Annotated in this window: 18 protein-coding genes; 4 read left to right on the forward strand and 14 right to left on the reverse strand. The window is 68.6% G+C overall.

Features of this window, described 5'->3' with window-relative positions; translation table 11 throughout:
• Window positions 1-7: 7 nt before the first annotated feature.
• A complete protein-coding gene (locus R9X41_RS01215) occupies window positions 8-1,231 on the forward strand; it encodes a hypothetical protein (RefSeq protein WP_318633080.1) in 1,224 nt (407 codons plus the stop codon).
• A gap of 311 nt (window positions 1,232-1,542) precedes the next feature.
• Here R9X41_RS01215 and R9X41_RS01220 read toward each other — a convergent pair whose 3' ends face one another.
• The gene (locus R9X41_RS01220; protein ID WP_318633081.1) at window positions 1,543-2,895 is read right to left on the reverse strand and encodes an omega-aminotransferase AptA; all 1,353 of its coding nucleotides are present in this window, start codon (window positions 2,893-2,895) and stop codon (window positions 1,543-1,545) included.
• Window positions 2,896-3,010: 115 nt separating this feature from the next.
• On the opposite strand from R9X41_RS01220, the gene R9X41_RS01225 reads away from it, so the two are divergent.
• Window positions 3,011-3,967 (forward strand): LysR family transcriptional regulator, encoded by a 957-nt coding sequence (locus tag R9X41_RS01225; RefSeq protein WP_318633082.1) that lies wholly within the window; start codon window positions 3,011-3,013, stop codon window positions 3,965-3,967.
• Here R9X41_RS01225 and R9X41_RS01230 read toward each other — a convergent pair.
• The 4 genes from R9X41_RS01230 to R9X41_RS01245 form a co-directional block, all read right to left on the reverse strand.
• Window positions 3,964-6,009, reverse strand: coding sequence for a hybrid sensor histidine kinase/response regulator (locus R9X41_RS01230; RefSeq protein ID WP_318633083.1), 2,046 nt, complete (start codon window positions 6,007-6,009; stop codon window positions 3,964-3,966). The two genes, R9X41_RS01225 and R9X41_RS01230, sit on opposite strands and share 4 nt — an antisense overlap.
• Window positions 6,010-6,105: 96 nt before the next feature.
• Window positions 6,106-7,974 (reverse strand): ATP-dependent metallopeptidase FtsH/Yme1/Tma family protein, encoded by a 1,869-nt coding sequence (locus R9X41_RS01235; protein ID WP_318633084.1) that lies wholly within the window; start codon window positions 7,972-7,974, stop codon window positions 6,106-6,108.
• A gap of 147 nt (window positions 7,975-8,121) precedes the next feature.
• Window positions 8,122-8,982, reverse strand: a complete 861-nt coding sequence (locus R9X41_RS01240; protein ID WP_318633085.1) for an acid phosphatase — start codon at window positions 8,980-8,982, stop codon at window positions 8,122-8,124.
• A 7-nt stretch (window positions 8,983-8,989) separates the two neighbouring features.
• A complete protein-coding gene (locus tag R9X41_RS01245) occupies window positions 8,990-11,371 on the reverse strand; it encodes an ATP-dependent DNA helicase (RefSeq protein ID WP_318633086.1) in 2,382 nt (793 codons plus the stop codon).
• 113 nt (window positions 11,372-11,484) lie between these two features.
• Here R9X41_RS01245 and R9X41_RS01250 point away from each other — a divergent pair, with 113 nt between their 5' ends.
• Window positions 11,485-11,901, forward strand: coding sequence for a pyridoxamine 5'-phosphate oxidase family protein (locus tag R9X41_RS01250; protein WP_318633087.1), 417 nt, complete (start codon window positions 11,485-11,487; stop codon window positions 11,899-11,901).
• Between the two features lie 878 nt (window positions 11,902-12,779).
• On the opposite strand, the gene leuD is transcribed toward R9X41_RS01250, so the two are convergent.
• The 4 genes from leuD to R9X41_RS01270 are packed head-to-tail and all read right to left on the reverse strand — an operon-like array spanning window position 12,780 to window position 16,792.
• Window positions 12,780-13,400, reverse strand: coding sequence for a 3-isopropylmalate dehydratase small subunit (gene leuD / locus R9X41_RS01255; protein ID WP_318633088.1), 621 nt, complete (start codon window positions 13,398-13,400; stop codon window positions 12,780-12,782).
• Window positions 13,401-13,402: 2 nt separating this feature from the next.
• A complete protein-coding gene (locus R9X41_RS01260) occupies window positions 13,403-14,800 on the reverse strand; it encodes a 3-isopropylmalate dehydratase large subunit (RefSeq protein ID WP_318633089.1) in 1,398 nt (465 codons plus the stop codon).
• 53 nt (window positions 14,801-14,853) lie between these two features.
• A complete protein-coding gene (locus R9X41_RS01265; protein WP_318633090.1) occupies window positions 14,854-15,753 on the reverse strand; it encodes an isocitrate lyase/PEP mutase family protein in 900 nt (299 codons plus the stop codon).
• 43 nt (window positions 15,754-15,796) lie between these two features.
• Window positions 15,797-16,792, reverse strand: a complete 996-nt coding sequence (locus R9X41_RS01270; RefSeq protein ID WP_318633091.1) for a Bug family tripartite tricarboxylate transporter substrate binding protein — start codon at window positions 16,790-16,792, stop codon at window positions 15,797-15,799.
• 98 nt (window positions 16,793-16,890) lie between these two features.
• Here R9X41_RS01270 and R9X41_RS01275 point away from each other — a divergent pair, with 98 nt between their 5' ends.
• Window positions 16,891-17,817, forward strand: coding sequence for a LysR family transcriptional regulator (locus R9X41_RS01275; protein ID WP_318633092.1), 927 nt, complete (start codon window positions 16,891-16,893; stop codon window positions 17,815-17,817).
• Here the strand turns inward: R9X41_RS01275 and R9X41_RS01280 are convergent.
• The 5 genes from R9X41_RS01280 to R9X41_RS01300 all read right to left on the reverse strand — a co-directional run bounded on the left by R9X41_RS01280 (window position 17,777) and on the right by R9X41_RS01300 (window position 24,647).
• Window positions 17,777-18,673 (reverse strand): LysR family transcriptional regulator, encoded by an 897-nt coding sequence (locus tag R9X41_RS01280; RefSeq protein WP_318633093.1) that lies wholly within the window; start codon window positions 18,671-18,673, stop codon window positions 17,777-17,779. The genes R9X41_RS01275 and R9X41_RS01280 overlap by 41 nt on opposite strands.
• A gap of 82 nt (window positions 18,674-18,755) precedes the next feature.
• Window positions 18,756-20,471, reverse strand: coding sequence for an amidase (locus tag R9X41_RS01285; protein ID WP_318633094.1), 1,716 nt, complete (start codon window positions 20,469-20,471; stop codon window positions 18,756-18,758).
• 17 nt (window positions 20,472-20,488) lie between these two features.
• A complete protein-coding gene (locus R9X41_RS01290; RefSeq protein ID WP_318633095.1) occupies window positions 20,489-22,165 on the reverse strand; it encodes a GMC family oxidoreductase in 1,677 nt (558 codons plus the stop codon).
• 11 nt (window positions 22,166-22,176) lie between these two features.
• Window positions 22,177-23,802, reverse strand: coding sequence for an ABC transporter ATP-binding protein (locus R9X41_RS01295; protein WP_318633096.1), 1,626 nt, complete (start codon window positions 23,800-23,802; stop codon window positions 22,177-22,179).
• Window positions 23,803-23,807: 5 nt separating this feature from the next.
• On the reverse strand, window positions 23,808-24,647 hold the full coding sequence (locus R9X41_RS01300; protein WP_318633097.1) for an ABC transporter permease: 840 nt from the start codon (window positions 24,645-24,647) through the stop codon (window positions 23,808-23,810).
• Between the last annotated feature and the right edge of the window lies 1 nt (window position 24,648).

Below are 24,648 nucleotides of genomic sequence, written 5' to 3' on the forward strand. Positions count from 1 at the left end.
ACCGACCATGTACAACAAAAAAGATTTCAGAATAAATCTCTTTTTGGCACTTGCCATTGCGCTGGTTGGATTTGTGATGTTGTTTTCTCTTTCATCGGAGTTGCCGAAATCCATTTACACTTATCGGGGAGACAATTCTTGGTTTCAAGGTGATCTGGCCCGGAACTTTTCCAACATGACAGACATGTCAGGAAACGTTTGGGGCCACCATAGATCTAGAGTTCATCCAATCTTCTCCATATTGACGCTTCCTGGCACGGCATTAATAAGGGCAATCGCTGGGGTGGGTGTGTTGAAGTCCGCATTAATTTTTAATGCAATTGTTGGTGGGATATGGCTGAGTGTTTTGTTCTTGTTGTCATTGGAGATAACTAAGAATAGGATTTTCTCCGTGCTTTTTTGCGCATACGGAGCATCCGCGGCGGGGTTTGTATTTTGGTTTTCGGTGCCGGAAACCTACCCGCTTGGTTCGCTAACGATATTGTGTGCCGTCTACATGGTGGTTCGTGCGCAGGCAGGGCGCCACTTCGGAAGGCTATCTTGGGTGGGTTTGGTTGGTTCAACACTATCAATAACGATTACCAACTTCTTCATGGGAATTATGGCGGCGCTGGTTAGCTTTCCGCGAAAGCAAGCGCTCCGTATCGTTGTTTATGCGTTATTGCTGGTGATGGTTATTTCTGTGGTGCAGAAAGTGATTGTCCCGTCATCGGCTTTGTTTTTTTTGCCGAAACTGGGACGCGAAGCGGAATTCGTGAATCACAAGGATTCCGGCGCGTTACATGACAGAGTGTTAAATCTGCTGGTTTCCAGCGTAAGTTTGCCGGAACCGATGGTTGAGAGTCGTTCCGAGTTATTGCCAAAGCTGAGTGTTCAAGCTTCACCATTCGCCAATAGAACGAGTCTTTCATGGGTTGGTGTCGCTTGTTGGATATTTCTACTCGGGTGTGGACTGCTCCGACTTATTGGAGAAGATCCGCGGTTAAGAATTTATTTTTTTCTGACGCTCGGATTTCAACTGCTGCTTCACGGAATTTATGGAGAAGAGACTTTTTTGTATTCAGCGCACTCACTCCCAATTCTTCTCGGTGTGGCGCTTTTTGGTTTTCGGCGAATACCCGCTAAATATTTATACGTTTTGTTGAGTATTGGGGTGATTGTCAATTTGACATCTAACGTCAGTTATTTTCATCAAGTCGCATACGCGTTAAGCGTTGCGGATGTTTGGTAACTTTGCGAACGTGAGGTGTATGGGGGCCACTGCGTGCCATGGCGGCCGGATAAGATTTTCGCCGTCGTTCTTTGAGTCAGGTGAGCGGTCGTCAGACACATAGTTGTGCAGCCGCTGTGCGCTGTTTTGCTTGAAATATGTCAAGCGTTCCGCGATGGGCTGCATCGATGCCATCGTCGCTTGGATGAAGCGAAATGCCGGTTCGGCCGCGCTGCGGATTGAAATCCGCAGCGGGCGCCGGATGCCTTCAGCGCCACACGAGGAAACTGCTCATACCGCGCAGCGCTGGCAAGCGAAAGAAGGCCCTTCGCTCAGTTCGTCTCCGCCAGCGCTTCGTCCAGCGCATTGACCAGCCGGTCGATCTCGCCCTTTTCCGAGATGAACGGCGGCGCCAGTTGAATCGTGTCGCCGCCGTAGCGCACGTAGAAGCCCTTCTTCCAGCACGCCATGGCGACTTCGTAAGGCCGCCTTGCCGGCTCGCCCGGCAAGGCGGCCAGGGTGATGCCGGCGGCCAGTCCGATGTTGCGGATGTCCGCGACGTGCTTGCTGCCCTTGAGGCCGTGCACCGCCTGCTCGAAATGCGGCGATAGGGCGCGCACGCGGCCGATCATGTCTTCGGACTTCAGCACGTCGAGCGCGGCGATGCCGGCGGCGCAGGCGACCGGGTGGGCCGAGTAGGTGTAGCCATGCGGAAACTCCACCATGTACTGCGGGCCGCCCGCGGCCATGAAGGTGTCGTGGATCTCCTTGCTGGCGACGACGGCACCCAGCGGCTGCGCGCCGTTGGTGACCTGCTTGGCGATGTTCATGATGTCCGGCGTGACGCCGAAGGCCTCCGCGCCGGTGAAGGCGCCGACGCGGCCGAAGCCGGTGATGACCTCGTCGAAGATCAGCAGGATGTTGTGGGCGGTGCAGATATCGCGCAGCCGCTGCAGGTAGCCCACCGGCGGCACGATGACGCCGCCCGAGCCGGACATGGGCTCGACGATGACGGCGGCGATGTTCGACGCGTCGTGCAGTGCGATCAGGTCGAGCAGGCGGTCGGCGAGCTCGGCGCCCTGGGTGGGCATGCCGCGGCTGAAAACGCTGCCCGGCAGATGGGTGTGGGGCAGGTGGTCGGCATCCACGGCCTGGCCGAAGAGCTTGCGGTTGCCGCCGATGCCACCGACGGAGATGCCGCCGAAGTTGACGCCGTGGTAGCCCTTTTCGCGGCCGATCAGGCGGGTCTTGGTGCCCTGGCCCTTGGCGCGCCAGTAGGCGCGGGCCATCTTGAGCGAGGTGTCGGCGGCTTCCGAGCCAGAGCCGGTGAAGAAGACGTGGTCCAGCCCGGCGGGCGTCAGGTCCTTGATGCGGTTGGCCAGTTCGAACGAGAGCGGGTGGCCGAACTGGAAGGCCGGTGCGTAGTCGAGCTTGCCGATCTGGCGGCCGACGGCTTCGGTGATGGCCGGGTGGCAATGGCCGAGGCCGGTGCACCAGAGGCCCGACAGGCCGTCGAAGATCTTGCGGCCGGCGTCGTCGGTGAAATAGGCGCCCCGGGCCTCCACCACCATGCGCGGGTCGGCCTTGAAGTTGCGGTTGCCGGTGAAGGGCATCCAGTGGGCGTCCATCCAGCCGGCGTCGGTGGGCGCGGGCAGCGGGTTCTGCAGGGCGGTGATGGTGCTCATGGCGAATAGCTGCGGCAAGGCAGTTCAAGGATGAAAGGGTGGGGCGACTTCGTGATTGTGGCGGCGGGCCTTATCGGCTGAAAATGCCGCGATATCGCAATTCACTTGAGCGTTCATGCAAGTAAAGCCTTCAGAAAAATCGCGCGCGCTGCTGGGCCAGTTGAGCGATATGGACATCCGCCTGCTCAAGGTGTTCAAGGCGGTGGTGGAGTGCGGCGGCATGTCGGCGGCCGAGCTGGAGCTCAATATCGGTACTTCGACCGTGAGCCGGCACATCAAGGACCTGGAAACCCGGCTGTCGCTGGTGCTGTGCCGGCGCGGCCGGGCCGGCTTCGCGCTCACGCCAGAAGGCCAGCGGGTGTACGACGAGACCCTGCGGCTGCTGGCCTCGGTGGACGCCTTCCGGGGGAGCATCGACGACATCCACCACCGCATGGCGGGCAAGCTCGACGTGGCGGTGTTCGAGAAGACAGCGACCAATCCGCAGGCGCGGGTGGCCGAGGCGATGGCGCGGTTTTCGGCGCAGGCACCGGAGGTAACGCTCAACGTGCACATCGGCGCGATCAACGCGATCGAGCGCGGCATGATCGACGGCACCTTCCAGGTCGGCGTGATTCCGGCGCACCGCGCCTCGCGTACTCTGGCCTATGCCGACCTCTTCGGCGAGACCATGCTGCTGTATTGCGGCGAGCGCCATCCGTTGCACGGCGCCTCGCACACCGGGCTGACCTGGGCGAAGCTGCGCGACCATGCCTTCGCCGGCCTCGGTTTCCATTCGCCCAACATGGAGCTGACGCACCGCGCGCAGCTCACCCGCCAGGCGACGGCTTTCGACCAGGAAGCGGTGGCGCTGCTGGTGCTGTCGGGCCGTTACCTGGGCTTTTTGCCGGACCACTATGCGCAGGCCTTCGAGCGCGAAGGGCGCATGCAGACGGTGGCGCCCAAGCGCTTTCGCTACGAATGCCGCTTCGTCGCCATGCTGCGGCGATCGCCGGCGCCCTCGCGCGCGGCGCAGCTGTTCCATGATTGCCTGGTGGCGGCGCACCGGGCCGGGTCGGGCGAGCCGCGCTAATCGCTCGAAGCCACGTCGACCAGCACTTCCTCGACCGCCCGCAGCAGCACGTCGACCTCGACCGGCTTGGTGAGATGGCGGTCGAAACCGGCCGCGCGGGTGCGCGCCACATCGGCGGCCGCGCCCCAGCCGGTGAGCGCCATTAGCCCCATGCGCTGCGGCGGGAACAGGCGGCGCAAGGCGGTCGCGACCTGCACGCCGTTCATGCCGGGCAGGCCGAGGTCGAGCAGCACCAGGTCGGGCGCGGTTTCCAGGGCCAGCGCCAGGCCCGACTGGCCGTCGGCCGAGCTGTGCACGTCGTGGCCCAGGCTCTGGAACAGTTCCACCAGGGTCTCGCGGCCGTCGTCGTTGTCTTCCACGACCAGGATGCGGCGCGGCCTGGTGGTCGGCTTGGTCGGCGTGGTCGACGATGAAGCGGCCGGTGGCAGCAGCAGCGCGCCCGGCCCGGCCCGCGTGCTCAGCGGCAGCTCCACGGTGAAGCTGCTGCCCTTGTCCAGCCCGGGGCTTGCCGCCGACACCGTGCCGCCGTGCAGCTCGACCAGCTTGCGCACCAGCGCCAGGCCGAGCCCCAGTCCGCCCTGCGCATGCGAGGTGGTGGTGCGCAGCTGCGAGAACATCTGGAACAGCCGGGGCAGGTCGCTCGCCTGGATGCCCAGCCCGTTGTCGCGCACCACCAGGCGCGCCTGGCCGTCGCGGGCCTCGGCCTCGACCTGGATGCGGCCGCCCACCGGCGTGTACTTGGCCGCGTTGGTGAGCAGGTTGCCGATGATCTGCGCAAGCCGTGTCGGGTCGACGTTGACCACGATGCCGCGCGGCACGTCGACCTCGATGCGGTGCTGCTGCGATTCGATCAGCGCCCCCGCTGCCTCGACCGCGCTGTCCACCAGCGTGGCCAGGTCGGTGTCCTCGCGATGCAGCTCGATCAGGCCGCGGTTGATGCGCGACACATCCAACAGGTCGTCGATCAGCCGGGCCATCACGCTGACCTGCCGGTCGATGATGCCCAGCCGCCGCTCCAGGCCCGGTGCCACCGCGCCCTTGGATGCCAGCATCACCGCGTACTTGATCGGCGCCAGCGGGTTGCGCAGCTCGTGCGCCAGGGTGGCGATGAACTCGTCCTTGCGGGTGTCCTGCTCGCGCAGCAGGGCGGCGTCGCGGGTGCGTTCGATGTGGGCCCAGCAGCGCTCGACCACGTCCGACACGGTCTGCAGCTCGTCGGGCGTCCAGCGGCGGGGCGTGGCCTGGTGCACCGCCATCATCGCCACCAGCCGGCCGTCCTTCACCAGGCCGGCGCAGATGATGGCCTTGACGTCGATCACCGCGAACATGCGGCGGCTGCTTTCCTCGTCGACCTCGCGGTCGACGTCCTCGATCACCAGCGGTACGCCGCAGCGCATCTGCGAACTGGCCATGGGGCCGAACAGGTCCAGCGAATAGACGCCGGCGCTGCTGGGCGCGCCGGCCTGCGCCCAGTCGTGGCGAATGGTGAAGCGGTCGCCGTCGGGCTCAACGTCGGCATAGGCGCAGCGGGTGGCGCCCAGGTGCTGACCGAGCAGCCGCGCGGTCGTGGCCATGATGTCGTCGGGGTCGCGCAGCGGCCGGGTGGCGTGGCCGATGTCGTCGAGGATGCGCAGCCGTGCCTCGCTGGCTTCCAGCGCGCGGGCGGCCTGCAGGCTGTCGGTGCGGTCGATCAGGAAGCCCACCCACTGCCGCAGCACGCCGCAGTGGTGCACCGGCGCGGCCTGGGCGCGCACTTGGCGCCAGGTGCCGTCGTGGCGGCGCAGGCGGTAGTCGAGGGCGAAGGCGATGCCGGCCTCGATGCCGGCACGCCAGAGGTCGCGCAGGTCTTCCCGGTCGGATTCATGCACCGCCGCCAGCCAGCCCCAGCCGCCGTATTGCTCGCCGGTCTGGCCGGTGAAGGTCTCCCAGTGCGCATTCGGCACCAGCAGCGATCCGTCGGCGGCGCCGTACCAGACGAGGACGTCGGGAACGATGGGCGCCGGGCCCGGGCCGGCACCGCTGGAGAGCTTGGATGGGGGCATCGGGCCATCCTGCCAGAAAGCGGACGGCGCGGCGCTTGGCACTTGCACGAATGTGGGATGGGCCGGTCGGCCCATCGCGGTCGGGGGCGGGTGGTGTCAGGCCGCGCGTCGCAGCGCCGGATGCACCAGCTCTTCCACCCGGTCGCCCTCGACCGTCTCCTGCTCCAGCAGCTCGGCCGTGAGGCTCTTCAGCGCGTGCAGATGGGTCTGCAGCACCTCCGCGCAGCGGGCTTCCAGGTCGTTGAGCAGCGCGTTGGCCTGCTTGACCGCATCGCTCATGAGGCCGCCGGCGTGCTGCGCCGGCACGGCGGCCAGGCTGAAGAGCCCGGCCTGCTCCGACAGGCCGTAGCGCGCGACCATGTCCAGCGCCAGGCGCGAACATTCCTGCAGGTCCTGCGCCGCGCCGCTGGAGGCCTCGCCCAGCAGCAGCAGCTCGGCGCCCCGGCCGGCCAGCAGCATCTGGATGCGCGCTTCGATGAAGCTCTTGGGATAGAGCGTCTTGTCCTCTTCCTGGGTGACCAGGGTGACGCCCAGGGCGCCGCCGCGCGGCAGGATGGTGACCTTCTCGACCTTGCCCGAGTGCAGCGCGCTGGCCACCACCGCGTGGCCGGCCTCGTGCACCGCCACCCGGTGCAGTTCATCGGGCGACAGGGCGCGCTGGGCGCCGTTGCGCTCGCCGATGCGGGCGGTTTCCACCGACTCCATCAGGTGCGCCATGCTGACCTCGGCCGCGTCCTCGCGCGCCGCCACCAGCGCCGCGTGGTTGACGATGTAGGCCAGCGCGGACGGCGCCAGGCCGGTGGTGACGCGGGCCAGCCGTTCGAAGTCGAGCGCAGGTGCGGCGGGCAGCTTCTTCGCATAGAGGCGCAGGATGTCGGCGCGGTCGCGCACGTCGGGCAGCTTCACATGCACCCGGCGGTCGAATCGGCCTTCGCGCAGCAGGGCTTCGTCCAGGTTCTCGGCCAGGTTGGTGGCGCCGATCACGATCACGCCGGCGTTTTCGGCGAAGCCGTCCATCTCCACCAGCACCTGGTTGATGATGCGGTTGCCCTCGGACTCCGCCGCGCCGTTGCCCTGGCTGCGCTTGGCCAGGCCGTCGATCTCGTCGATGAACAGGATGCAGGGCGCGTTCTTGCGCGCCGTGGCGAAGAGCTGCTTGACCTTGGCCACGCCCACGCCGAAGAACTTGGAGGTGAATTCGCTGCCGTTGGTGGCGATGAAGTTCACGCCGGCCTCGCCCGCCAGCGCCTTGGCCAGCAGGGTTTTGCCGACGCCGGGGCCGCCGAGCATCAGCACGCCACGCGGTGCGTGGGCGCCGAGCGCGGCAAAGCGCGCGGGCTGCTGCAGGAACTGCACCACGTCCGACAGCGCGGCCTTGGCCTCGCTGGCGCCGATGACGTCGGCGAAGCGGATGTCGCGCGGCCGCTGCACCAGCTTGCCCATGGAAAACACGTCCTGCCGCATCACGTGCAGCACCACGCCGATCAGCGCCACCGGCAGCAGCAGGCTCAGCAGCACGCGGATGACTTCGAAGGCGCGGTCCCAGCCGCCACGGGCATCGGGCCCCACGTGGACCTGCGGCAGCATCGCCAGCTCGAAAGGCGACGAGGCCGCGTCGCGCGCCTGGGCGATCGCCAGGTTGGCGAAGGCGCCCCGGCCGTCGAGCACGAAATAGCGCTCGCCGGCGGCGGTGCTCACCAGCAGGGCGTCCGGCGTGATGCCGACGGCCTCCACGCGGCCGGCTTTGAGGTCGGCGAGCAGCGCCGCGCCGTCGCGCTGGTGCTCCTGCCACGGCGCCGCATCGAGCGCCATCTCGCGGCCCGCGGCCCCCGCCGGCAGCAGTCCGGCGTCGGAATGCGCGGCGGGCCAGGCGAGCCAGACGCCGCCGACGGCGACGCCCACCAGCAGGGCAAGTGCGGCCAGGGCGCGCCGGGTCTTGAGGAAACGCAAAAGGGTCTGCTTCATGGGGGCCGGCGGCGATCGGGATAAGGAAAGACGGTCGTCGAAATTGTAGGAATGATCCTACGAAATGCACAAAAAATGTGCAATGTTCGACGGCTTGCCGGGTCTTTCGTGCCGATCCCGCAACGGTCGGCTCTTGGCGCTATGGGCTCAGGGCGCGAGTTCGCGCGTGCTTTCCAGCGCGGCGGCCTCGGCCGTGCAGTCGGCTACCGGGGCGGGCGGGTTCTGCCGGGCGACGACCACCTCCTGTCGCGCCGCAGCCAGCTGGGCGAGGAACACCGGCTCTGCATGCAGCCGCGCAACGGTGGCCGCGCCGACCAGGCGGCCGGCCTCGATGTCGCTTTTCCAGTGCACGCCGCAGATGGCGCGGCTTTGCGAGAAGGCGCGGCCACGTTGCAGCAGTGCGTCGGCACGGTCGGGAGCGATTTCCGCGAGCACCAGCGCCCAGGCCCAGCCGGCCGACGCGTGGCCGGACGGATAGGAGCCATCGCTCGCCAGCCCGGCTTCTTCGGCCGGCACGCAGCTCGGCGTGCGCAGCACGGTGAAGGGGCGGGCGCGGCGCCAGGCGTTCTTGGCGGCGTAGGGCGCCAGACTGGCATCGCCCAGCGTGCGGCGCAGCAGCATGGCCAGGTGCGGTGTCTGCCGGGCGTCGATCGGCAGGCCCAGCGCGCACGAGAAGGCCTGGGCGGCGTTCGGCGAGGTCAGGTCGGCGTCGCGCAACGCGAGCGGTCCGCGCGGGGTGGACTGCAGCGCGGTGAGGGCGAAGAAGCTCGCGCGGTCGTCTTCGAAACCCGGCGAACCCTCGGCGGGTGGGCGTGGCAGCAGGGCGAGGCTGTCGGGCAGCTGCGCCGGCGGCAGGTAACCCTTGAGGATGCCGTAGCCGGGCCAGACCTCGCCGATCACGGCCGGGTCGAGTGGCGGCTGCGGTGCGGCGCAGGCAGTCAGCAGAACGGCCGCCAGCACCGATGCGGTTCGGGGTCGGCAAAGGCCGGGGGGCATCTTGAAAGCCATGATCTTTCTATTCGTGTGTCTCGTGCGATGCGCAGGGCCGAAGCGCCGGGCCGGCGACAGATTCGACATGCCACCAGTGCGGCAGCAGCCGGCGGTGGCGCGGCTGGTCGAAGCGGTCGTCCATCAGCCACACCACGCCACGATCGGATGCCGACCGGATCACCCGCCCGGCCGCCTGCACCACCTTCTGCATGCCCGGCAGCAGGTAGGCGTAGTCGTAGCCCTGGTCGGCGCCGAATTGCGTCTGCAGTCGTTGCTTCCGTCGTTCGTTGACCGGATTGACCTGCGGCAGCCCGAGCGTGGCGATGAAGGCGCCGACCAGCCGGTCGCCCGGCAGGTCGATGCCCTCGCCGAACACCCCGCCCAGCACCGCGAAACCGATGCCCTGCCCGCCCGCCGCGAAGCGCCGCAGGAAGGCATCGCGCTCGGGCTCGCCCATGCCGCGCGACTGCGCCCAGACAGGGATCGTGGGGTGGCGCGTCTGCAGGCTGTCGAGGGCGCGCTGCAGGTAGTCGAAGCTGCTGAAGAAGGCCAGGTAGTTGCCGGGCGCGGCCTCGAACTGCGCGGCGAGCAGGTCGGCCACGGCCGGCAGCGATTGTTCGCGGTGCTGCCAGCGGGTGGAGATGTGGCGGGCGATGCGCACCTGCAACTGCTCGGCCGCGTAGGGCGATGGCACGTCGAGGCTGGCGGTATCCGCCGGCAGGCCGAGCAGGTCGCGGTGGTAGCGCTCGGGCCGCAAGGTGGCCGAGAACAGGGTGGCGGCGCGGGCGGCGGCGAAGCGCGCTGCGACAAAGGGCGCCGGCACCAGATTGCGGATGTCGAGCTGCACGCCGGTGCGGCCCGGCAGCCGGGTGGCGTCGAACAGCGAATGCGCGCCGAAGGCCTCGGCGCGCCGGGCGAAGGCCAGCAGGTCGAACCACAGGCGCTGCAGGTCGGCCGTGTCGGCGCCGCCGGGGGATTCGGCCAGGGTGTCGCCGAGGGCGGCCACGCCGTCCTGCAGCGCGCGCAGGAAGCCGGCGGGAATCATGTCGAACTCGCGGCGGCCGGTCGCGTCGGCATCGTCGGGCGCAAGCGCTTTCCAGGCGCGCCGCAGCCGCTCCAGCGGGCGCTTGAGCGTCGCGGGCGCGCTCTGGCGCACGACGGCCAGCAGCACCGGGTCGAGCCGCGCCGAATACATGCCCCGCGCGCGCTCCACCAGGTTGTGCGCCTCGTCCACCAGCAGGCCGCAGCGCCAGCCGGCCTCCATCGCCAGCGCGAACAGCAGCGCGCTGCCGTCGAACCAGTGGTTGACATCGCCCACCACCAGGTCGCTCCAGCGGGCCATTTCCTGGGCGAGGTAGTAGGGGCAGACGCCGTGGGCCAGCGCGATCTCGCGGGTGGTGGCGCGGTCGAGCGCGACCGGGCTGGCGGCGGCCTGGGCGCGCGCGGCCGCCAGCCGGTCGTAGAAGCCGCGCGCCAGCGGGCACGAATCGCCGTTGCAGGCGCGGTCGGGGTATTCGCAGGCCTTGTCGCGCGCGACCAGTTCCAGCACCCGCAGTGGCAGGCCCGGGTTGGCGGCGCGCAGGTCGGCCTGGGCGTCCAGCGCCAGTTGCCGGCCGGAGGTGCGCGCGGTGAGAAAGAACACTCGGTCCAGCCCAGGCCGGCTTTCTTGCGTCGGCACGGCGGGCGGACAGGCGCGCAGAGCGGGGAACAGCGTCGCGATGGTCTTGCCGATGCCGGTGGGCGCCTGCGCCATCAGGCAGAGGCCGTCGCGCTGGCTGCGGTAGACCGCTTCGGCCAGCGGTCGTTGGCCGGCGCGGAAATCGTCGAAGGGAAAGCGCAGCGTTGCCAGCGCGGCATCGCGCGCGGCGCGGTGGGCGAGCTCGCTGCGCGCCCAGGCCAGAAAGCGTCGGCAGCGCGATTCGAAGGCTTCGTGCAGGGACTCGGCGCTGTGCCGGCGGGTGACGACGGTTTCGGCGCCGGTGCCGATGTCGTAATAGACCAGCGCGAGTTCGATCTCCACGAGCCCCCGTGCGTCGCACAGCAGCCAGCCGTAGACCTCAGCCTGCGCCCAGTGCAGCAGGCGCTGGCGGGCGGGCTGGCGCGACAGATCGCCGCGGTGGGTCTTGATCTCCTCGAGCCGGCCGGCGACGGGATCGAAGCCGTCGGCGCGGCCGCGCACGGCCAGCGCGTCGTAGCGGCCGCTCAGGGCGACTTCGCGTTCGTAGTGCGCAGGCCGGCGCGCGGTGACGGCGGTGTGGCCGGCGATGCCTTCCAGGGCGGACGGCGAAGGCGAGGAGAAGCGGGCGTCGAGGTCACCGCCACGGCCGGTGAAGTCGCACAGGGTGCGCACCGCGACGGTGTAGCGCGACGAGGGGTGGTCGGTGGTGGGCCGGGTCGCTTCCTCCATAGGGGCGCGATGGTAGCGTCCCACAGCGGATGCGAGGGCTGTCTGACCTTTGGCCGGCAGTCGGGCGAGCAGGCTGGTGCGTTCTCATTCCATCCATTTGCAGGAGAAACGCCATGTCTTTCAAGTCGCTCAGCGAACTGGCCCATCAGATGGCCGAGATCGATGTCGCCATGCTGTCTACGCACACCGAGGGCGGGAATATCGCCAGCCGGCCGATGAGCAACAACTCGGAGGTCGACGACAACGGGGACTCTTATTACTTCACCTGGGAAGACTCGCGGATGGTGGCCGACATCGAGGCCAATCCTTCTGTTTCGCTGGCCTTTCAGGGAGGCAAGCGGTTCATGGTGGCGATCGAGGGGCAGGCGGAGCTGGTGCGGGACAAGGGGCGGTTTCAGCAGTACTGGAAGCCGGAGCTCGATGACTGGTTCGAGCAGGGGGTCGAGACGCCTGGGGTCGTGATGATCAAGGTGCATGCGACCAGGGCGCATTACTGGTCTGGGGAGGAGGGCGGCGAGGTCGCGGTTTGACGTTTTGACGTTTTGACGTTTTGACGTTTTGACTTTGCCGATGCTGAGTCGGCTTGTCTTCTCTTCTTCTACTGTTCGTAGGGTGGAGCTGGGGGCTTGCGCGCCCCCAGACCCGCGGTAACTTTCTTTTGTTGGGACAAAAGAAAGTCACCAAAGAAAAACCCTTGAAGACGAGCTCGAAGCTCGGTCGGGCCATTGCTTCGCTCGGCCTGGGGAATGTGCCTTCGAACGCTCTAACGGCAACAGTTTGGACAAGGGTTGATCTAGAGCCATGGCCCCGCTGCGCGGGTCGAGGCTGAGAGGGTAAGAACAGTTGACCGCACTGAGCACAGTGAGGGGGCCGCGTACGTCCAATCGCCATGCGCGTTGCTCGCATGGGCCGAGACCGCACTGGCGGGTCGAACGGGAGATTTAACGGGACCGCTAGCCGGCCGCGAAGTGGGCGCACGGCCCACATCGACGAGCGGGGCGAATGCATGCGATTTGATTGCTCCGGTCGCACCACGGCGCGCATTGAGCGTGGCGATCGAATCAGCGCGGCCCCCTCAACGTGCTCAGTGCGGTCGCCTGTCCTTATCCTCTCAGCCTCGACCCGCGCAGCGGGGCCATGGCTCTGGATCAACCCTTGTCCAAACTGTTGCCGCTAGAGCGTTCGAAGGCACATTCCCCAGGCCGAGCGAAGCAATGGCCCGACCGAGCTTCGAGCTCGTCTTCAAGGGTTTTTCTTTGGTGACTTTCTTTTGTCCCAACAAAAGAAAGTTACCGCGGGTCTGGGGGCGCGCAAGCCCCCAGCTCCACCCTACGACCAGTAGAAGAAAAGAAGAAAGAAGCAGCAAGCCCAGAAAAAAAGACCAGCCCACGCAGCCGGGCCCCCCCCCTCACCCCCCGCCGGTGCGCCCACCACCCCCCAACCCCTCCCAAACCCAGGGCCTCCTCCCCCGATCCCCCGCCTGCCATTCCGCAATGGCGTCCTGCTTCCGCAAGGTGCGCGTCACATCGTCCAGCCCGTCGAGCAGCGCGGCCCGCTTCATCGCATCCACCACGATCGGCTCGCTGCTCCCATCGGGAAACGTCAGCCGTTGCGCCACCAGGTCGACGGTGACCGCATCGCCACCGTCCGCCAAGGCAGCCAATCGCTCCAGCTTGGCCCGCTCGAGCCGAATCGGCAGCACGCCGTTTTGAAAACAGTTGTTGAAAAAGATGTCCCCAAAACTCTCCGCCACCACGCTGCGAAACCCATAACCCGCCAGCGCCCACACCGCGCCTTCACGCGAGGAACCGCAACCGAAGTTGCGCCCGCCAAGAAGGATCGGAGCCGCAGCGAATTCCGGCCGGTTCAACACCGACCGCGGATCCTGCCGCAGCGTCTCCAGCGCGAACGGCCCGATCTCCTGCCGCCCGAAGGCGGCGAGCCGGTCGATGCGGATGATCGCGTCGGTGTCGAGGTTGTCGATCAGCAGCGGAACGGCCGGGCCGTGGACGATGGTAAAGGGCGTCATGCTCAGAGCTCCCGGGGATCGGCGATCTCGCCGGCCAGCGCGCTGGCGACGGCGGTGAACGGGCTGGCGAGGTGGGTGCGCGCACCCGGCCCCTGTCGGCCGACGAAGTTGCGGTTGCTGGTCGACACCACCCGCTCGGCGGGGCCGGCGGTCTCGCCGTTGGCGGCCACGCACATGCTGCAGCCGGGCTCGCGCCAATGAAAACCGGCGGCCTCGAAGATGGCGTCGAGGCCCTCGGCCTCGGCCTCGCGCTTCACGTCTTCCGAACCGGGCACCACCCAGGCCTGCACATGCGGCGCCACCCGCCGGCCCCCGGCCAGCAGCGAGGCGGCGTCGCGCAGGTCGGTCATGCGGGAGTTGGTGCAGGAACCGATGAAGACCCGGTCGACCTTCTGGCCGAGCAGCCGCGCGCCGGCGGCCAGGCCCATGTAGTCGCGCGCCTGCTGCCAGGCCTCGCGGCGGGCAAGGTCGGCGGTTTCCTCCGGCGCGGGGACATGGCCGTCGATGCCGCATTCCTGCTCGGGGCTGGTGCCCCAGCTGATCTGCGGCACCAGCGCGTCGACGGCCAGGGTTTCGTCGCGGTGGAACACGGCGTTGGCATCGCCGGGCAGGCTGCGCCAGTAATCGACAGCGCGGTCCCAGGTGTCGCCGGTGGGCGCGAAGCGGCGACCCCGCAGGTAGGCATAGACCTTCTCGTCCGGCGCGACCATGCCGATCTTGGCCCCCATCTCGATCGACAGGTTGCACAGCGTCATGCGCTGCTCCACCGTCATCGCCTCGATCGGCTCGCCGGCGTATTCGACCGCGTAGCCGGTGCCGGCGGCGGTGCCCAGTCGGCCGATGGCATGCAGGATCAGGTCCTTGGCGGTGACGCGCTCGGCCAGCCGGCCGGTGAAGCGGATGCGCATGGCTTTCGGTTTGCGCTGCATCAGCGTCTGCGTGGCCAGGGCATGCATCAACTCCGATGCGCCCACGCCGAAGGCCATGGCGCCGAGCGCGCCGTTGGTGCAGGTGTGGCTGTCGCCGCAGATGACGGTGGTGCCGGGCAGCACGAAGCCGAGTTCCGGCCCCATCACGTGCACGATGCCCTGGCCGCTCTCGCCCAGGTCGAACAGCCGGATGCCCTGCGCGGCGGTGCCTTCGCGCAGCACGCTCCACAGCGGCGCGTCGATGCCCCGGCGGCCGGGCGCGGTGGAGACGGTGTGGTCGGGCGTGGCGAAGGTCAGCTCGGGGCAGGCTGCTTTGAGGCCTCGCGCGGCCAGCTCCTGCAGGCCGCGCGAGCCGGACATGTCGTGCAGCAACTGGCGGTCGATGTGCAGCAGGGCCCAGCCGTCGCCGAGTTCCTCGATCACGTGGTCGGCCCAGATCTTGTCGAGCAGGGTCCGGGGGGTGGAACTCATCGGCTTGTCTCCATCGTTCTCATGCGGTTCGGGTCAGTCTGCCCGCGCGCGGCTCAGGCCGCATCGGCGGTTTCGCCTACGCCGGCGGGTTCGGGCTCGGGTCGGAAGCGGGTGCGCAGCGCGTTCCATTCGTCCGCGCCGAAGCGGCGGAAGCGGTCGGCGATCGGCATGGTGGTGGACGACGACGGCGGCACGCCGGTCTGGCGCAGCTGGCCCAGCGTGGTGTCGAAAGCGCTCAGCGCGGTGTTGAGCAGCAGGCCGGGAAGCAGGGCGATGCGGTAGCCCATGTCCTGGCCCTCGGCCAGGGTGAGGTCGGGCGTCTTGCCGGCCCGCACGATGTTGAGCAGGCAGGGGCCGTGCACCCGGCGCGGCACCTGGCGCAGTTCTTCCATGCTCTGGGCGGCCTCCACGAAGGCCACGTCGGCTCCGGCGTCGAGCGCCAGGTTCACCCGCAGGATGGCTTCGTCGAGTCCCAGCGAGGCACGCGAATCGGAGCGGGCGATGATGACGAAATCCGGGTCCTGGCGCGCCGCCACGGCCGCGCGGATCTTGGCGACGAAGTCCTCGCGCGAGACGCATTCCTTGCCGTCCAGATGGCCGCAACGCTTGGGGCTGACCTGGTCCTCGATGTGCATGCCGGAGACGCCGGCGCGCTCGTATTCGCGCATGGTGCGGGTCATGTTGAGCTCGTTGCCGTAACCGGTGTCGGCATCGGCGATCACCGGGATCCGCACCGACTGCGACATCACGCCCGCGGCCTGCGCCATCTCGGTGAGGGTCAGCAGGCCGAAGTCGGGGAAGCCGCGCGCCGCCGACACGGCGCTTCCCGACATGTAGCAGGCCTCGAAGCCCGCCTGCTCGACAGTGCGGGCACAGATGGCGTCGTAGCCGCCGGGCACGGCGAGCAGGGTGGGACGGGCGAGCAGGGCGCGGAGTTGCTGACGGGGTGTCATCGAAAGATCCAGTGCGAGCGGAGGGTGGGAGAAAAGGAAAGACTCAGTCGAACTTGCCGCCGATGGCGACGCTGACCTGCTTCCACTTGGCGATGTCGCGGGCGACGAAGTCACGCAGCACCGCAGGCGGGCCGCCGACACGCTCCAGCGAATCGTTGGCGAAACGTGTCTTGACGGCCGGCTGCTCCAGCGCGTGGGCCGCCGCCGCATTGAGCGTGCGTAGCACCTCGGGCGCAATGCCGGCCGGCCCGAACAGGGCGAACCAGGCCAGCGACTCGAAGCCCGGCAGCGTTTCGGCGACGGTGGGAAGGTCGGGCAGGTCCGGCAGACGCTTGGGCGCGGTGGTCGCCAGCATGCGCAGCTTGCCGGCCTTGATCTGCGGCTGGGCGTTGCCCGGGCCGATGAACATGGCGTTGACCTGATTGGCCAGCAGGTCGTTCAAGGCTGGCGTCGTGCCCTTGTAGGGCACGCTGTTGAGGTCGATGCCGGTCTCCTGTTTGAACTGGATCGTGGCCATGTGCAGCGAGGCGCCGAGGCCGCCGATGCCGAAGCTCAGCTTGCCCGGGTTGGCCTTGCCGTAGGCGATCAGCTCGGCCACGTTGTTCACCGGCAGCGAGGGATGCACCACCAGGTAGGCGGTCTGCGTGGCCAGCATCGACACCGGGGTGAAGTTGCGCACCGGGTCGAAGGGCAGTTTCGGAAAGATGACGGTGTTGATGGTGAAGCTGCCATAGCTCAGCAGCAGGGTGTGGCCGTCGGCCGGGCTGTTGGTAACAGCCTCGGCGGCGATGTTGCCGCCGGCGCCGGGCCGGTTGTCCACCACCACCGGCACGCCGAGCGCCACGCCCATCTCCTGACCGATGGTGCGGGCTACGGTGTCGGTGGTGCCGCCGGGCGTGGAGCCCACCACCAGCTTCACCGGCCGGCCGTCCCAGGCCAGGGCCGGGGCGGGTTGCTGTGCATGGGCGGCCGGCAGGGCGGCGGCCGCACAGGCGGCCAGCACTTCGCGCCTGCGTATGCCCCGACTGCTGTTCTTCATGTCTGTCTCCGTCGATTTTTTGAGGGGTAAGGCAACTCTAGGACTTTTGTTGGTGAGGGAAAATCGCGTTTTCCTTCATCAAAATTGAAGTTTTCCTCATGAAGTTGCAGTCATTCCGGGTGCTCGACGCGGTGCTGCGCAATGGCACGCTCGCTGCCGCCGCGCAGGAGTGCAACCTCACCGCCAGTGCGGTCAGCTTGCAGATCAAGGGGCTGGAGCAGTTCGTGGGGCAACCGCTGTTCGACCGCTCCGGGCTGCAGGTGAAGGCGCTGCCGCTGGCGCACCAGGTCGCGCGCATCATGCTGCGCGCCCATGCCGAGCTCGATGCGGTGAGGCGGCCTGAATCCATACGGGTGGCCGGCGCCGTGCACCTGGGCATGGTGGAGTCGCTGCAGCCGCTGCTGCTGCCCGGCATCCTGACGCGGCTGCGCCAGGACTGGCCGGCAGTGCAGTTGCACATGCGTCGCGGCAAGAGCAGCGAATTGCAGCACGCGGTAAAGGCCGGGGAGCTCGACGCCGCCGTCATCAGCCAGCCCGAGAACGGTGGCAGTTCGCGTTTGCACTGGCATGCGTTGATGCAACAGTCGCTGTCGCTGATCGTGCCGCCGGCCGAGACCGAAACCTCGATGCAGCGCCTCTTCGCGCGCTACGAATGGATCCGCTACGACACCAACACCATCGTCGGCCGGCAAGCCGCCAGATACGTGCATGCCCACACCCGGGCACGGCGCGGCAATCTGGAACTCGACGCGATCCGGGCCATCCTCGCGCTGGTGGCACGCGGGTTGGGCGTATCGGTGGTGCAGCTGGCCGAGCCCACGCTGGCGCACGGTTTGCCGGTCAGGGTGATCCCGCTGCCGGACGCGCCGCGCATCCAGTCGGCCTTCGTCAGCCGACCCGTCGATGTCGACAAGCGGGTGCTGGCGGCGGTCCGCGAGTGCGTCGTCGCGACGGTGGATTCGCTGGACCTGCCGGACGGATCGATCAGCCCGCCACCGCCACCGGCTGCCGCGCCTGCTCGATGAAGGCGCGCAGGTAGTCGGTGCCGAGGTCGGACTCGCGGGCGCCGAGATGGATCTGCTTGGCGATGCCCTGGCGGCCCAGCCGCACCGGCACGATGTCCATGGCGTCGGCGTACTCCAGTACCAGCCAGCGCGGCAACGCGGCCACGCCCCGGCCGCTGGCGACCATCTGCAACATGATGTCGGTCGTCTCGATGGTCTTGTGCCGCCGCGGCGCGATGCCCGCCGGCATGAGGAACTGCGTGTACACGTCGAGCCGGTCGGCCGGCACCGGGTAGGTGACCAGCACTTCGGGCTCCAGCTGGCGCGGCTCGACGAAGGCCTCGCACGCCAGCCGGTGGGAGCGCGCCACGACCAGCACCTGTTCGTAGTCGAACACCGGCTCGAATACCAGGCCGGGCTTGAACAGCGGATCGGGCGTGACCAGCAGGTCGATCTCGAAGCCGAAGAGGGCGCCGATGCCGCCGAACTGGAATTTCTGCTTCACGTCCACATCCACGTCGGGCCACGACGCGAGATAGGGCGACACCACCTTCAGCAGCCACTGGTAGCAGGGATGGCATTCCATGCCGATGCGCAGCGTGCCGCGCTCGCCCTGCGAGAACTGGTGCAGCCGCTGCTCGGCCAGGTCGAACTGCGGCAGCACCCGGCCGGCGACCGACAGCAGGTACTGGCCGGCCTGGGTCAGCCGCAGGGCACGGCCCTCGCGCAGCCAGATCGCCACGCCCAAGTGCTGCTCCAGCTTCTTCATGCTGTGGCTGAGCGCCGACTGGGTGAGATGCAGCACCTCGGCGGCGGCGGTCAGCGAGCCGCGTCTCTCCACTTCCTGGATGACGGCGAGGTGATGGCGGTCCAGCATGTCGAATGAACGTCGTTCATGGTTTTTGGGGGGAAGGCCATGTTAATTCACGCTCGTCGCCACCTTGCCGATGCCGGGTCGATCAGACCGCGACGCCGGCCGGCAGGCGCCGGTGCCAGTCGGTCGCGGCCTGGTAGCCGGCGCCGACTTGCAGCAGCAGGCTTTCGGCGAAGGGCCGGCCGATCAGCTGCATGCCGCAGGGCAGGGTGGGCGCGGTGCTGGCGCCTCCGCCGGTGAAGCCGCAGGGCAGCGCCAGCGCCGGCAGGCCCAGCACGTTGGCCGGCCGGGTCAGCCGGGTGATCTCGTCGAGGATGTGCAGCATCGCGTCGCCGCCGGAGACGTCGACCTGGTCGAGCCTCGGCACCGCGAAGGCGAGGGCCGGTGCCAACAGCACGTCGCAGGCGCCGAACACCGAGGCGACGAAAGCCGCCAGCGCGCGGCCGGCGTGGCGTTTGGCGTCCAGGTAGTCCTGCGAGCTGGCGGCCAGCGACGACTCGATGCGGCCGCGCGTCTGCGCGCCGTACTCGCCGGCGCGCTCGCGCATCCATGGCGCATGCAGCGCGACCGCCTCGGCCCAGGTGATCAGGTTGCCGGCCGCGTTGACCGCGTCGAGGTCGGGCATGTCGACCGGCACGAGGGTTGCGCCGCGCTCGCGCAGCACCTGCGCCGCCGCATCGACCAGTCCGGCCACCTCGGGGCTCAGGCCGCGATCGAAATAGCCGCGCGGCAGGCCGATGCGAACGCCTTCCAGCCCCTGCACGCGGCCACGCTCGGCGGCGGCGACGAAATCCAGGTCCACGCCCGGCAGCCGGGTGGCGTCGATGCTCGCCGGGTCGGCCGCGTCGAAGCCGGCGATCACCGACAGCATCAGCGCGTTGTCCTGCACCGTGCGGGTCAGCGGGCCGATGGTGTCGAGCGTGTGCGACAGCGGCATGCAACCCGCGCGCGAGACCAGGCCCGGCGTGGTCTTCATGCCGGTCACGCCGCAGAGCGCGGCGGGCATGCGCACCGAACCACCGGTGTCGGAGCCGAGCGCGCCGAACACCATGCCCGAGGCCACCGACACCGCGCTGCCGGACGACGAGCCACCGGTGAGGTGTTCCCGGTTCCACGGGTTGCGCGCATCGCCCAGCCAGGCGTTCTGGCCGGTGGGTCCGTAGGCGAACTCGGTCATGTGCAGCGTTCCGACCTGCAGCGCGCCGGCCGCGTCGAGCCGCTGCAGCACGCCGGCGGTGGTGCCCGCCACCCAGTCGCGGCGCAGCTTCGAGCCGCAGGTCGACACCTGGCCGGCGCGATGGAACATGTCCTTGTGCGCCAGCGGCACGCCGTGCAGCGGGCCGGTCGCCTCGCCGCGCGCACGGGCCTCGTCGCAGCGCGCGGCCTGCGCCAGGGCGGCGTCGGCATCGATGCGCACGAAGGCATTGAAGGTCTCTTGATGCGCCTCGGCGCGGGCGATCGCCGCCTGGGTGAGTTGCACCGAGGTGGTGGCACCGCTGCGCAAGGCCTCCACCGCCTGCACCAGCGTCATCGCGTGTTCGGCGTGGTCGGCGGTCGGCGTCTCCACCACCGGCAGCGGCGTGCCTGACGCCGGCAGCGCCTGCGCGGCGAAGCGGGCCGAGGCCAGGGCCGGTACGTCGTCGAAGGTCAGCGTGGCCTGAGCCGGGCGGAAGGCGGCGACACGGCGGTTGGCGGTCGCGGCGATGGCGGCGGCGCGGTCAGCGGTCAGCACGATGCCGGCGCGTTCGGCGTTGCCCGCGACGTCGGCGGCGGTGATGGTGGGCAGGGATCTGGAAGGCATCGGGTGGTGCGGTCGGGTCAGGGTTGGACGAAGCCCGCGGCGGGCAGCGGAGCGTGGCCGAGGATCATGTCGGCCGCCTTCTCGGCCACCATCATCGAGCCTGCGCAGGTGTTGGCCGACGGCACGCTCGGCATGACCGAGGCGTCGACCACCCGCAGCCCGTCCAGGCCGTGCACCTTGAGCGTGGCATCCACCACCGCCATCGGGTCGTCGGCCCGGCCCATGCGCGCGGTGCCCGCCAGGTGGCAGGCCGAGACGCCGTAGCGCCGCGCGAAGTCGAGCACCTCGTCGTCGCTCTGCGCCTGGGCGCCGGGCATGGTCTCGGACTCGAAGAAGTGCGCGAGCGCCGGCGATGCAAGCAGGGCGCGTGCCTGCCGGATCCCGCTGACCAGCACCGGATGGTCGCGCTCGTCTTCCAGGTAGTTGGGCTGCACCAGGGGTTCGTCCAGTGCCTGCGACGAACGCAGGCGCACCGAGCCGACGCTCCATGGCTGGTGACCCCACACGCCGGCCGTCATGCCGGGGAAATTGTCGAGCCGGCCGACATAACCTTCCTTGTAGCTGGCCGGGGTGAACACACCCTGCAGGTCGGGCTGGGCCAGGTCGGGGCGCGACTTCGCGAACCAGTGCATCAGCGAGGGGCTGACCGCCAGCAGGTTGGGCCGGCCGGCGAGCCAGCGCGCCACCTGGCCGACGAGGCCGGTGCCCTGCGCCATCTCGTTGACGGTGCGGCTGTTGCGCACCCGGGCGACGACGCGCACCGAGTAGTGGTCCTGCAGGTTGGCGCCGACGCCTTCGAGCGCGTGGGCGACGGTGATGCCGTGCGCACGCAGGTGCTCGGCCGGGCCGATGCCCGAGAGCTGCAGCAGCTTCGGCGTGTTGATGGCGCCGGCGCAGACGATGACCTCGCGCCGCGCCCGCACCGCCTTCATCGGCCCGCCCGCCTCGCCCTGCAGGTAGCGCACGCCGGTCGCGCGTTTGCCTTCGAGCTCGATCGCCACGGTCTGCGCGCGGGTGCGGATCTCCAGGTTGGGCCGCGACGCCACCGGGTCGAGAAAAGCGCTGGCCGCGCCGCTGCGCCAGCGGCCGTCGATGGTGCGCTGGAAGTAGCCGACGCCGGCCTGCGTGGCGCCGTTGTAGTCGCCGTTTCGCGGCAGGCCCAGGCCGACGGCGGCGTCCATGAAGGCGTCGCAGATCGGATGGCGCCAGTCGAGGCTGGAGGTGACGAGCTCGCCGTCGCGGCCGTGGTAGGCCGGATCGCCCCGGCCGACGTGGCGTTCGGAGCGCATGAAGTAGGGCAGCACCTCGGCATAGCTCCAGCCCGGGTTGCCGCGCGCGGCCCAGCCGTCGAAGTCGCCGTGCTGGCCGCGGTTGTAGATCAGCCCGTTGATCGAGCTGGTGCCGCCGAGCACCCGGCCCTGCGGTATGGGCACGCGCCTGCCCAGCGTGTTGGCGGTGGGCTCGGAGCCGTATTGCCAGGTCCAGGCCGGGTTGAAGATGGCCTTGATGAAGCCGGCCGGCAGGCGCAGCCAGGGCGCGCGGGCATCGCCGCCGGCTTCGAGTAGGCAGACGGTGACGCCGGGCTCGGCGCTCAGGCGGTTGGCGAGCACCGAGCCGGCCGCGCCGGCGCCGACGATGACGTAGTCGAAGGTGCCGGTCGGGGTGGCGGAAGAGGCGGAGGAGGGCGAAGGCATGGCGGGTCGATTCAGGCGGCGAGGGGCACCGGCGGCGTCCAGGATTTGCCCGGCATGGCGTCGATCAGCCGGCGGGTGTAGTCGTGCGCGGGATGGTCGAGCACCTGCTGCGGACTGCCGTATTCGACGAGCTGGCCGCGGTGCATGACAGCCAGGCGGTGGCAGATCTTGGCGGCCACGCGCAGGTCGTGGGTGATGAAGATCATGGCCAGGTTCATCTTCTGCTGCAGCTGGTGCAGCAGCTCCAGCACCTGGGCCTGCACCGACACGTCGAGCGCCGACACCGACTCGTCGGCCACCAGCAGGTCGGGCTCCATGGCGAGCGCGCGGGCGATGCCGATGCGCTGGCGCTGGCCGCCGGAGAATTCGTTGGGATAGCGCGAGATGGCCGAGGGGTCGAGCTCGACGAGCTGCAGCAGTTCACGCGCCCGCCGCAAGGCCTGCTCGCGCGGCACGCCGCTGGCGACCGGGCCGTCCGACAGGATCTTGCCGACGCTGTGGCGCGGGTTGAGCGAGGCGAACGGGTCCTGGAAGATCATCTGGATGCGGCGGCGGTGCGGCCGGAATTCGGCCTCGCTCATCGGCGCGATGTCCTGGCCGTTGAACAGCATCCGGCCGCCGTCGGTGCCCTGCAGCTTGAGCAGGCACTTGCCGATGGTCGACTTGCCCGAACCCGATTCGCCCACCACCCCCAGCGTCTCGCCGCGCCGCACGGTGAAGCTCACGCCGTCGACCGCGCGCACCACGCGCTTGGCCGACAGGAAGCCGCCGCCGGTGACGTAGGTCTTGCGCAGGTCCTGCACGTCGAGCACCACCGGCTGGCCGGCGGCAGCCGGCGCGGCCCGGCCGCTGGGAACCGCGCCGATCAGGCGGCGGGTGTAGGGGTGGCGCGGCGCGTCGAGGATCTGCCGCGCGTCGCCCTGTTCCACCAGCACGCCTTTTTCCATCACCGCGATGCGGTCGGCGATATCGGCGACCACGCCGAAGTCGTGGGTGATGAACATCACGCCCATGCCCATGCTGCGCTGGATGCGCTTGATGAGCGCCAGGATCTGGCCCTGGGTGGTGACGTCGAGCGCGGTGGTGGGCTCGTCGGCGATCAGGATCGAGGGCTCCAGCGCCAGCGCCATGGCGATCATCACCCGCTGGCGCTGGCCGCCCGAGAGCCGGAACGGATAGGCGTGCTGCAGGGTCTGCACGTCGGGCAGGCCGACGAAGTCGAGCATCTCCAGCACCCGCGCCTGGCGTGCGGCGCCGGGGTAGGCGCCGTGCACTTCCATCACCTCGGCGATCTGGCGGCCGACCGGCATCAGCGGATTGAGCGCGGACATCGGCTCCTGGAAGATCATGCCGATGTCCTTGCCGCGCAGCGCCAGCAGCTCGGGCTCGGGCTTGGCCAGCAGGTCCTGGCCGCGCATGAGGATGCGGCCTTCGCTCGGGCGCAGGTAGTCGGGCAGCAGGCCCATGATGGCGTTGGCGCTGATCGACTTGCCCGAGCCCGATTCGCCGACGATGCAGAGGATCTCGCCGGCGTTCAGATCGAAGGAAACGTCGCGCACGGCATAGGGACGGTCGCCGCCCCGGGGCAGCGCCACGCTGAGGCGCTCGATGCGCAGCAGGGGTTGGTTGGTGTTCATGGGGTTCACTTGCCGCGGCGATGCAGTTGCGGGTTCATCGCGTCGTTGAGGCCTTCGCCGATGAGGTTGATGGCCAGCACGGTCAGCAGAATGGCCAGGCCCGGCAGCACGCTGAGCCAGGGCGATTCGCGCAGCATGGTGCGCGCCGCGCCGATCATCAGGCCCCAGCTCATCATGTTGCGATCGCCCAGGCCCAGGAATGACAGCGCCGACTCGGTGAGGATGGCCGTGGCCACCATGAGCGAGGCGGTGATGATGATCGGCGAGATGGCGTTGGGCAGGATCTGCTCGAAGATGATGCGCGAGGGCCGCTGGCCGATGACGACTGCCGCCTGCACGAACTCGCGCTGCTTGAGCGTCATGAACTCGCTGCGCACCAGGCGCGCCACGGGCGGCCACGACACCAGCGAGATGGCGCCGACGATGGAGTAGATGGAGGGCTTGAAGATCGCGACCAGCACGATCGCCATGGCCAGCTGCGGCACCGTCTGGAAGAACTCGGTGAGCCGCATCAGCACGTCGTCGACATGCCGGCCGTAGTAGCCGGCGATGGAGCCCACCAGCACGCCGACGACCACCGCCACCAGCGTGGACACCACGCCGATCAGCAGCGACACCCGCGCGCCGTAGGCCAGCCCTGCGGCCACGTCGCGGCCGAGCATGTCGGTGCCGAGGAAGAACTCGCGGTCCTGGAAGGGCGTGAGCAGCGGGTCGCCCACCATGGCCCAGGGCGAGTTCTCGAAGAACAGCGAGGCGCTGAGCGCCATCGCCAGCACCACCAGCAAGATGGCGCTGCCCAGGGCGGCGCCCCGGTTGCCGAAGAAGCGGGAAAGGAATTTCTTCATG

It is taken from the genome of Xylophilus sp. GOD-11R (assembly GCF_033546935.1).
GTDB lineage: Bacteria > Pseudomonadota > Gammaproteobacteria > Burkholderiales > Burkholderiaceae_C > Xylophilus.

Excerpts from the sequence above, each read along its gene's own strand:
- R9X41_RS01215 (WP_318633080.1), top strand. The coding sequence starts at position 8 with ATGTACAACAAAAAAGATTTCAGAATAAATCTCTTTTTGGCACTTGCC.
- R9X41_RS01220 (WP_318633081.1), bottom strand. The coding sequence starts at position 2,895 with ATGAGCACCATCACCGCCCTGCAGAACCCGCTGCCCGCGCCCACCGAC.
- R9X41_RS01225 (WP_318633082.1), top strand. The coding sequence starts at position 3,011 with ATGCAAGTAAAGCCTTCAGAAAAATCGCGCGCGCTGCTGGGCCAGTTG.
- R9X41_RS01230 (WP_318633083.1), bottom strand. The coding sequence starts at position 6,009 with ATGCCCCCATCCAAGCTCTCCAGCGGTGCCGGCCCGGGCCCGGCGCCC.
- R9X41_RS01235 (WP_318633084.1), bottom strand. The coding sequence starts at position 7,974 with ATGAAGCAGACCCTTTTGCGTTTCCTCAAGACCCGGCGCGCCCTGGCC.
- R9X41_RS01240 (WP_318633085.1), bottom strand. The coding sequence starts at position 8,982 with ATGGCTTTCAAGATGCCCCCCGGCCTTTGCCGACCCCGAACCGCATCG.
- R9X41_RS01245 (WP_318633086.1), bottom strand. The coding sequence starts at position 11,371 with ATGGAGGAAGCGACCCGGCCCACCACCGACCACCCCTCGTCGCGCTAC.
- R9X41_RS01250 (WP_318633087.1), top strand. The coding sequence starts at position 11,485 with ATGTCTTTCAAGTCGCTCAGCGAACTGGCCCATCAGATGGCCGAGATC.
- leuD (WP_318633088.1), bottom strand. The coding sequence starts at position 13,400 with ATGACGCCCTTTACCATCGTCCACGGCCCGGCCGTTCCGCTGCTGATC.
- R9X41_RS01260 (WP_318633089.1), bottom strand. The coding sequence starts at position 14,800 with ATGAGTTCCACCCCCCGGACCCTGCTCGACAAGATCTGGGCCGACCAC.
- R9X41_RS01265 (WP_318633090.1), bottom strand. The coding sequence starts at position 15,753 with ATGACACCCCGTCAGCAACTCCGCGCCCTGCTCGCCCGTCCCACCCTG.
- R9X41_RS01270 (WP_318633091.1), bottom strand. The coding sequence starts at position 16,792 with ATGAAGAACAGCAGTCGGGGCATACGCAGGCGCGAAGTGCTGGCCGCC.
- R9X41_RS01275 (WP_318633092.1), top strand. The coding sequence starts at position 16,891 with ATGAAGTTGCAGTCATTCCGGGTGCTCGACGCGGTGCTGCGCAATGGC.
- R9X41_RS01280 (WP_318633093.1), bottom strand. The coding sequence starts at position 18,673 with ATGCTGGACCGCCATCACCTCGCCGTCATCCAGGAAGTGGAGAGACGC.
- R9X41_RS01285 (WP_318633094.1), bottom strand. The coding sequence starts at position 20,471 with ATGCCTTCCAGATCCCTGCCCACCATCACCGCCGCCGACGTCGCGGGC.
- R9X41_RS01290 (WP_318633095.1), bottom strand. The coding sequence starts at position 22,165 with ATGCCTTCGCCCTCCTCCGCCTCTTCCGCCACCCCGACCGGCACCTTC.
- R9X41_RS01295 (WP_318633096.1), bottom strand. The coding sequence starts at position 23,802 with ATGAACACCAACCAACCCCTGCTGCGCATCGAGCGCCTCAGCGTGGCG.
- R9X41_RS01300 (WP_318633097.1), bottom strand. The coding sequence starts at position 24,647 with ATGAAGAAATTCCTTTCCCGCTTCTTCGGCAACCGGGGCGCCGCCCTG.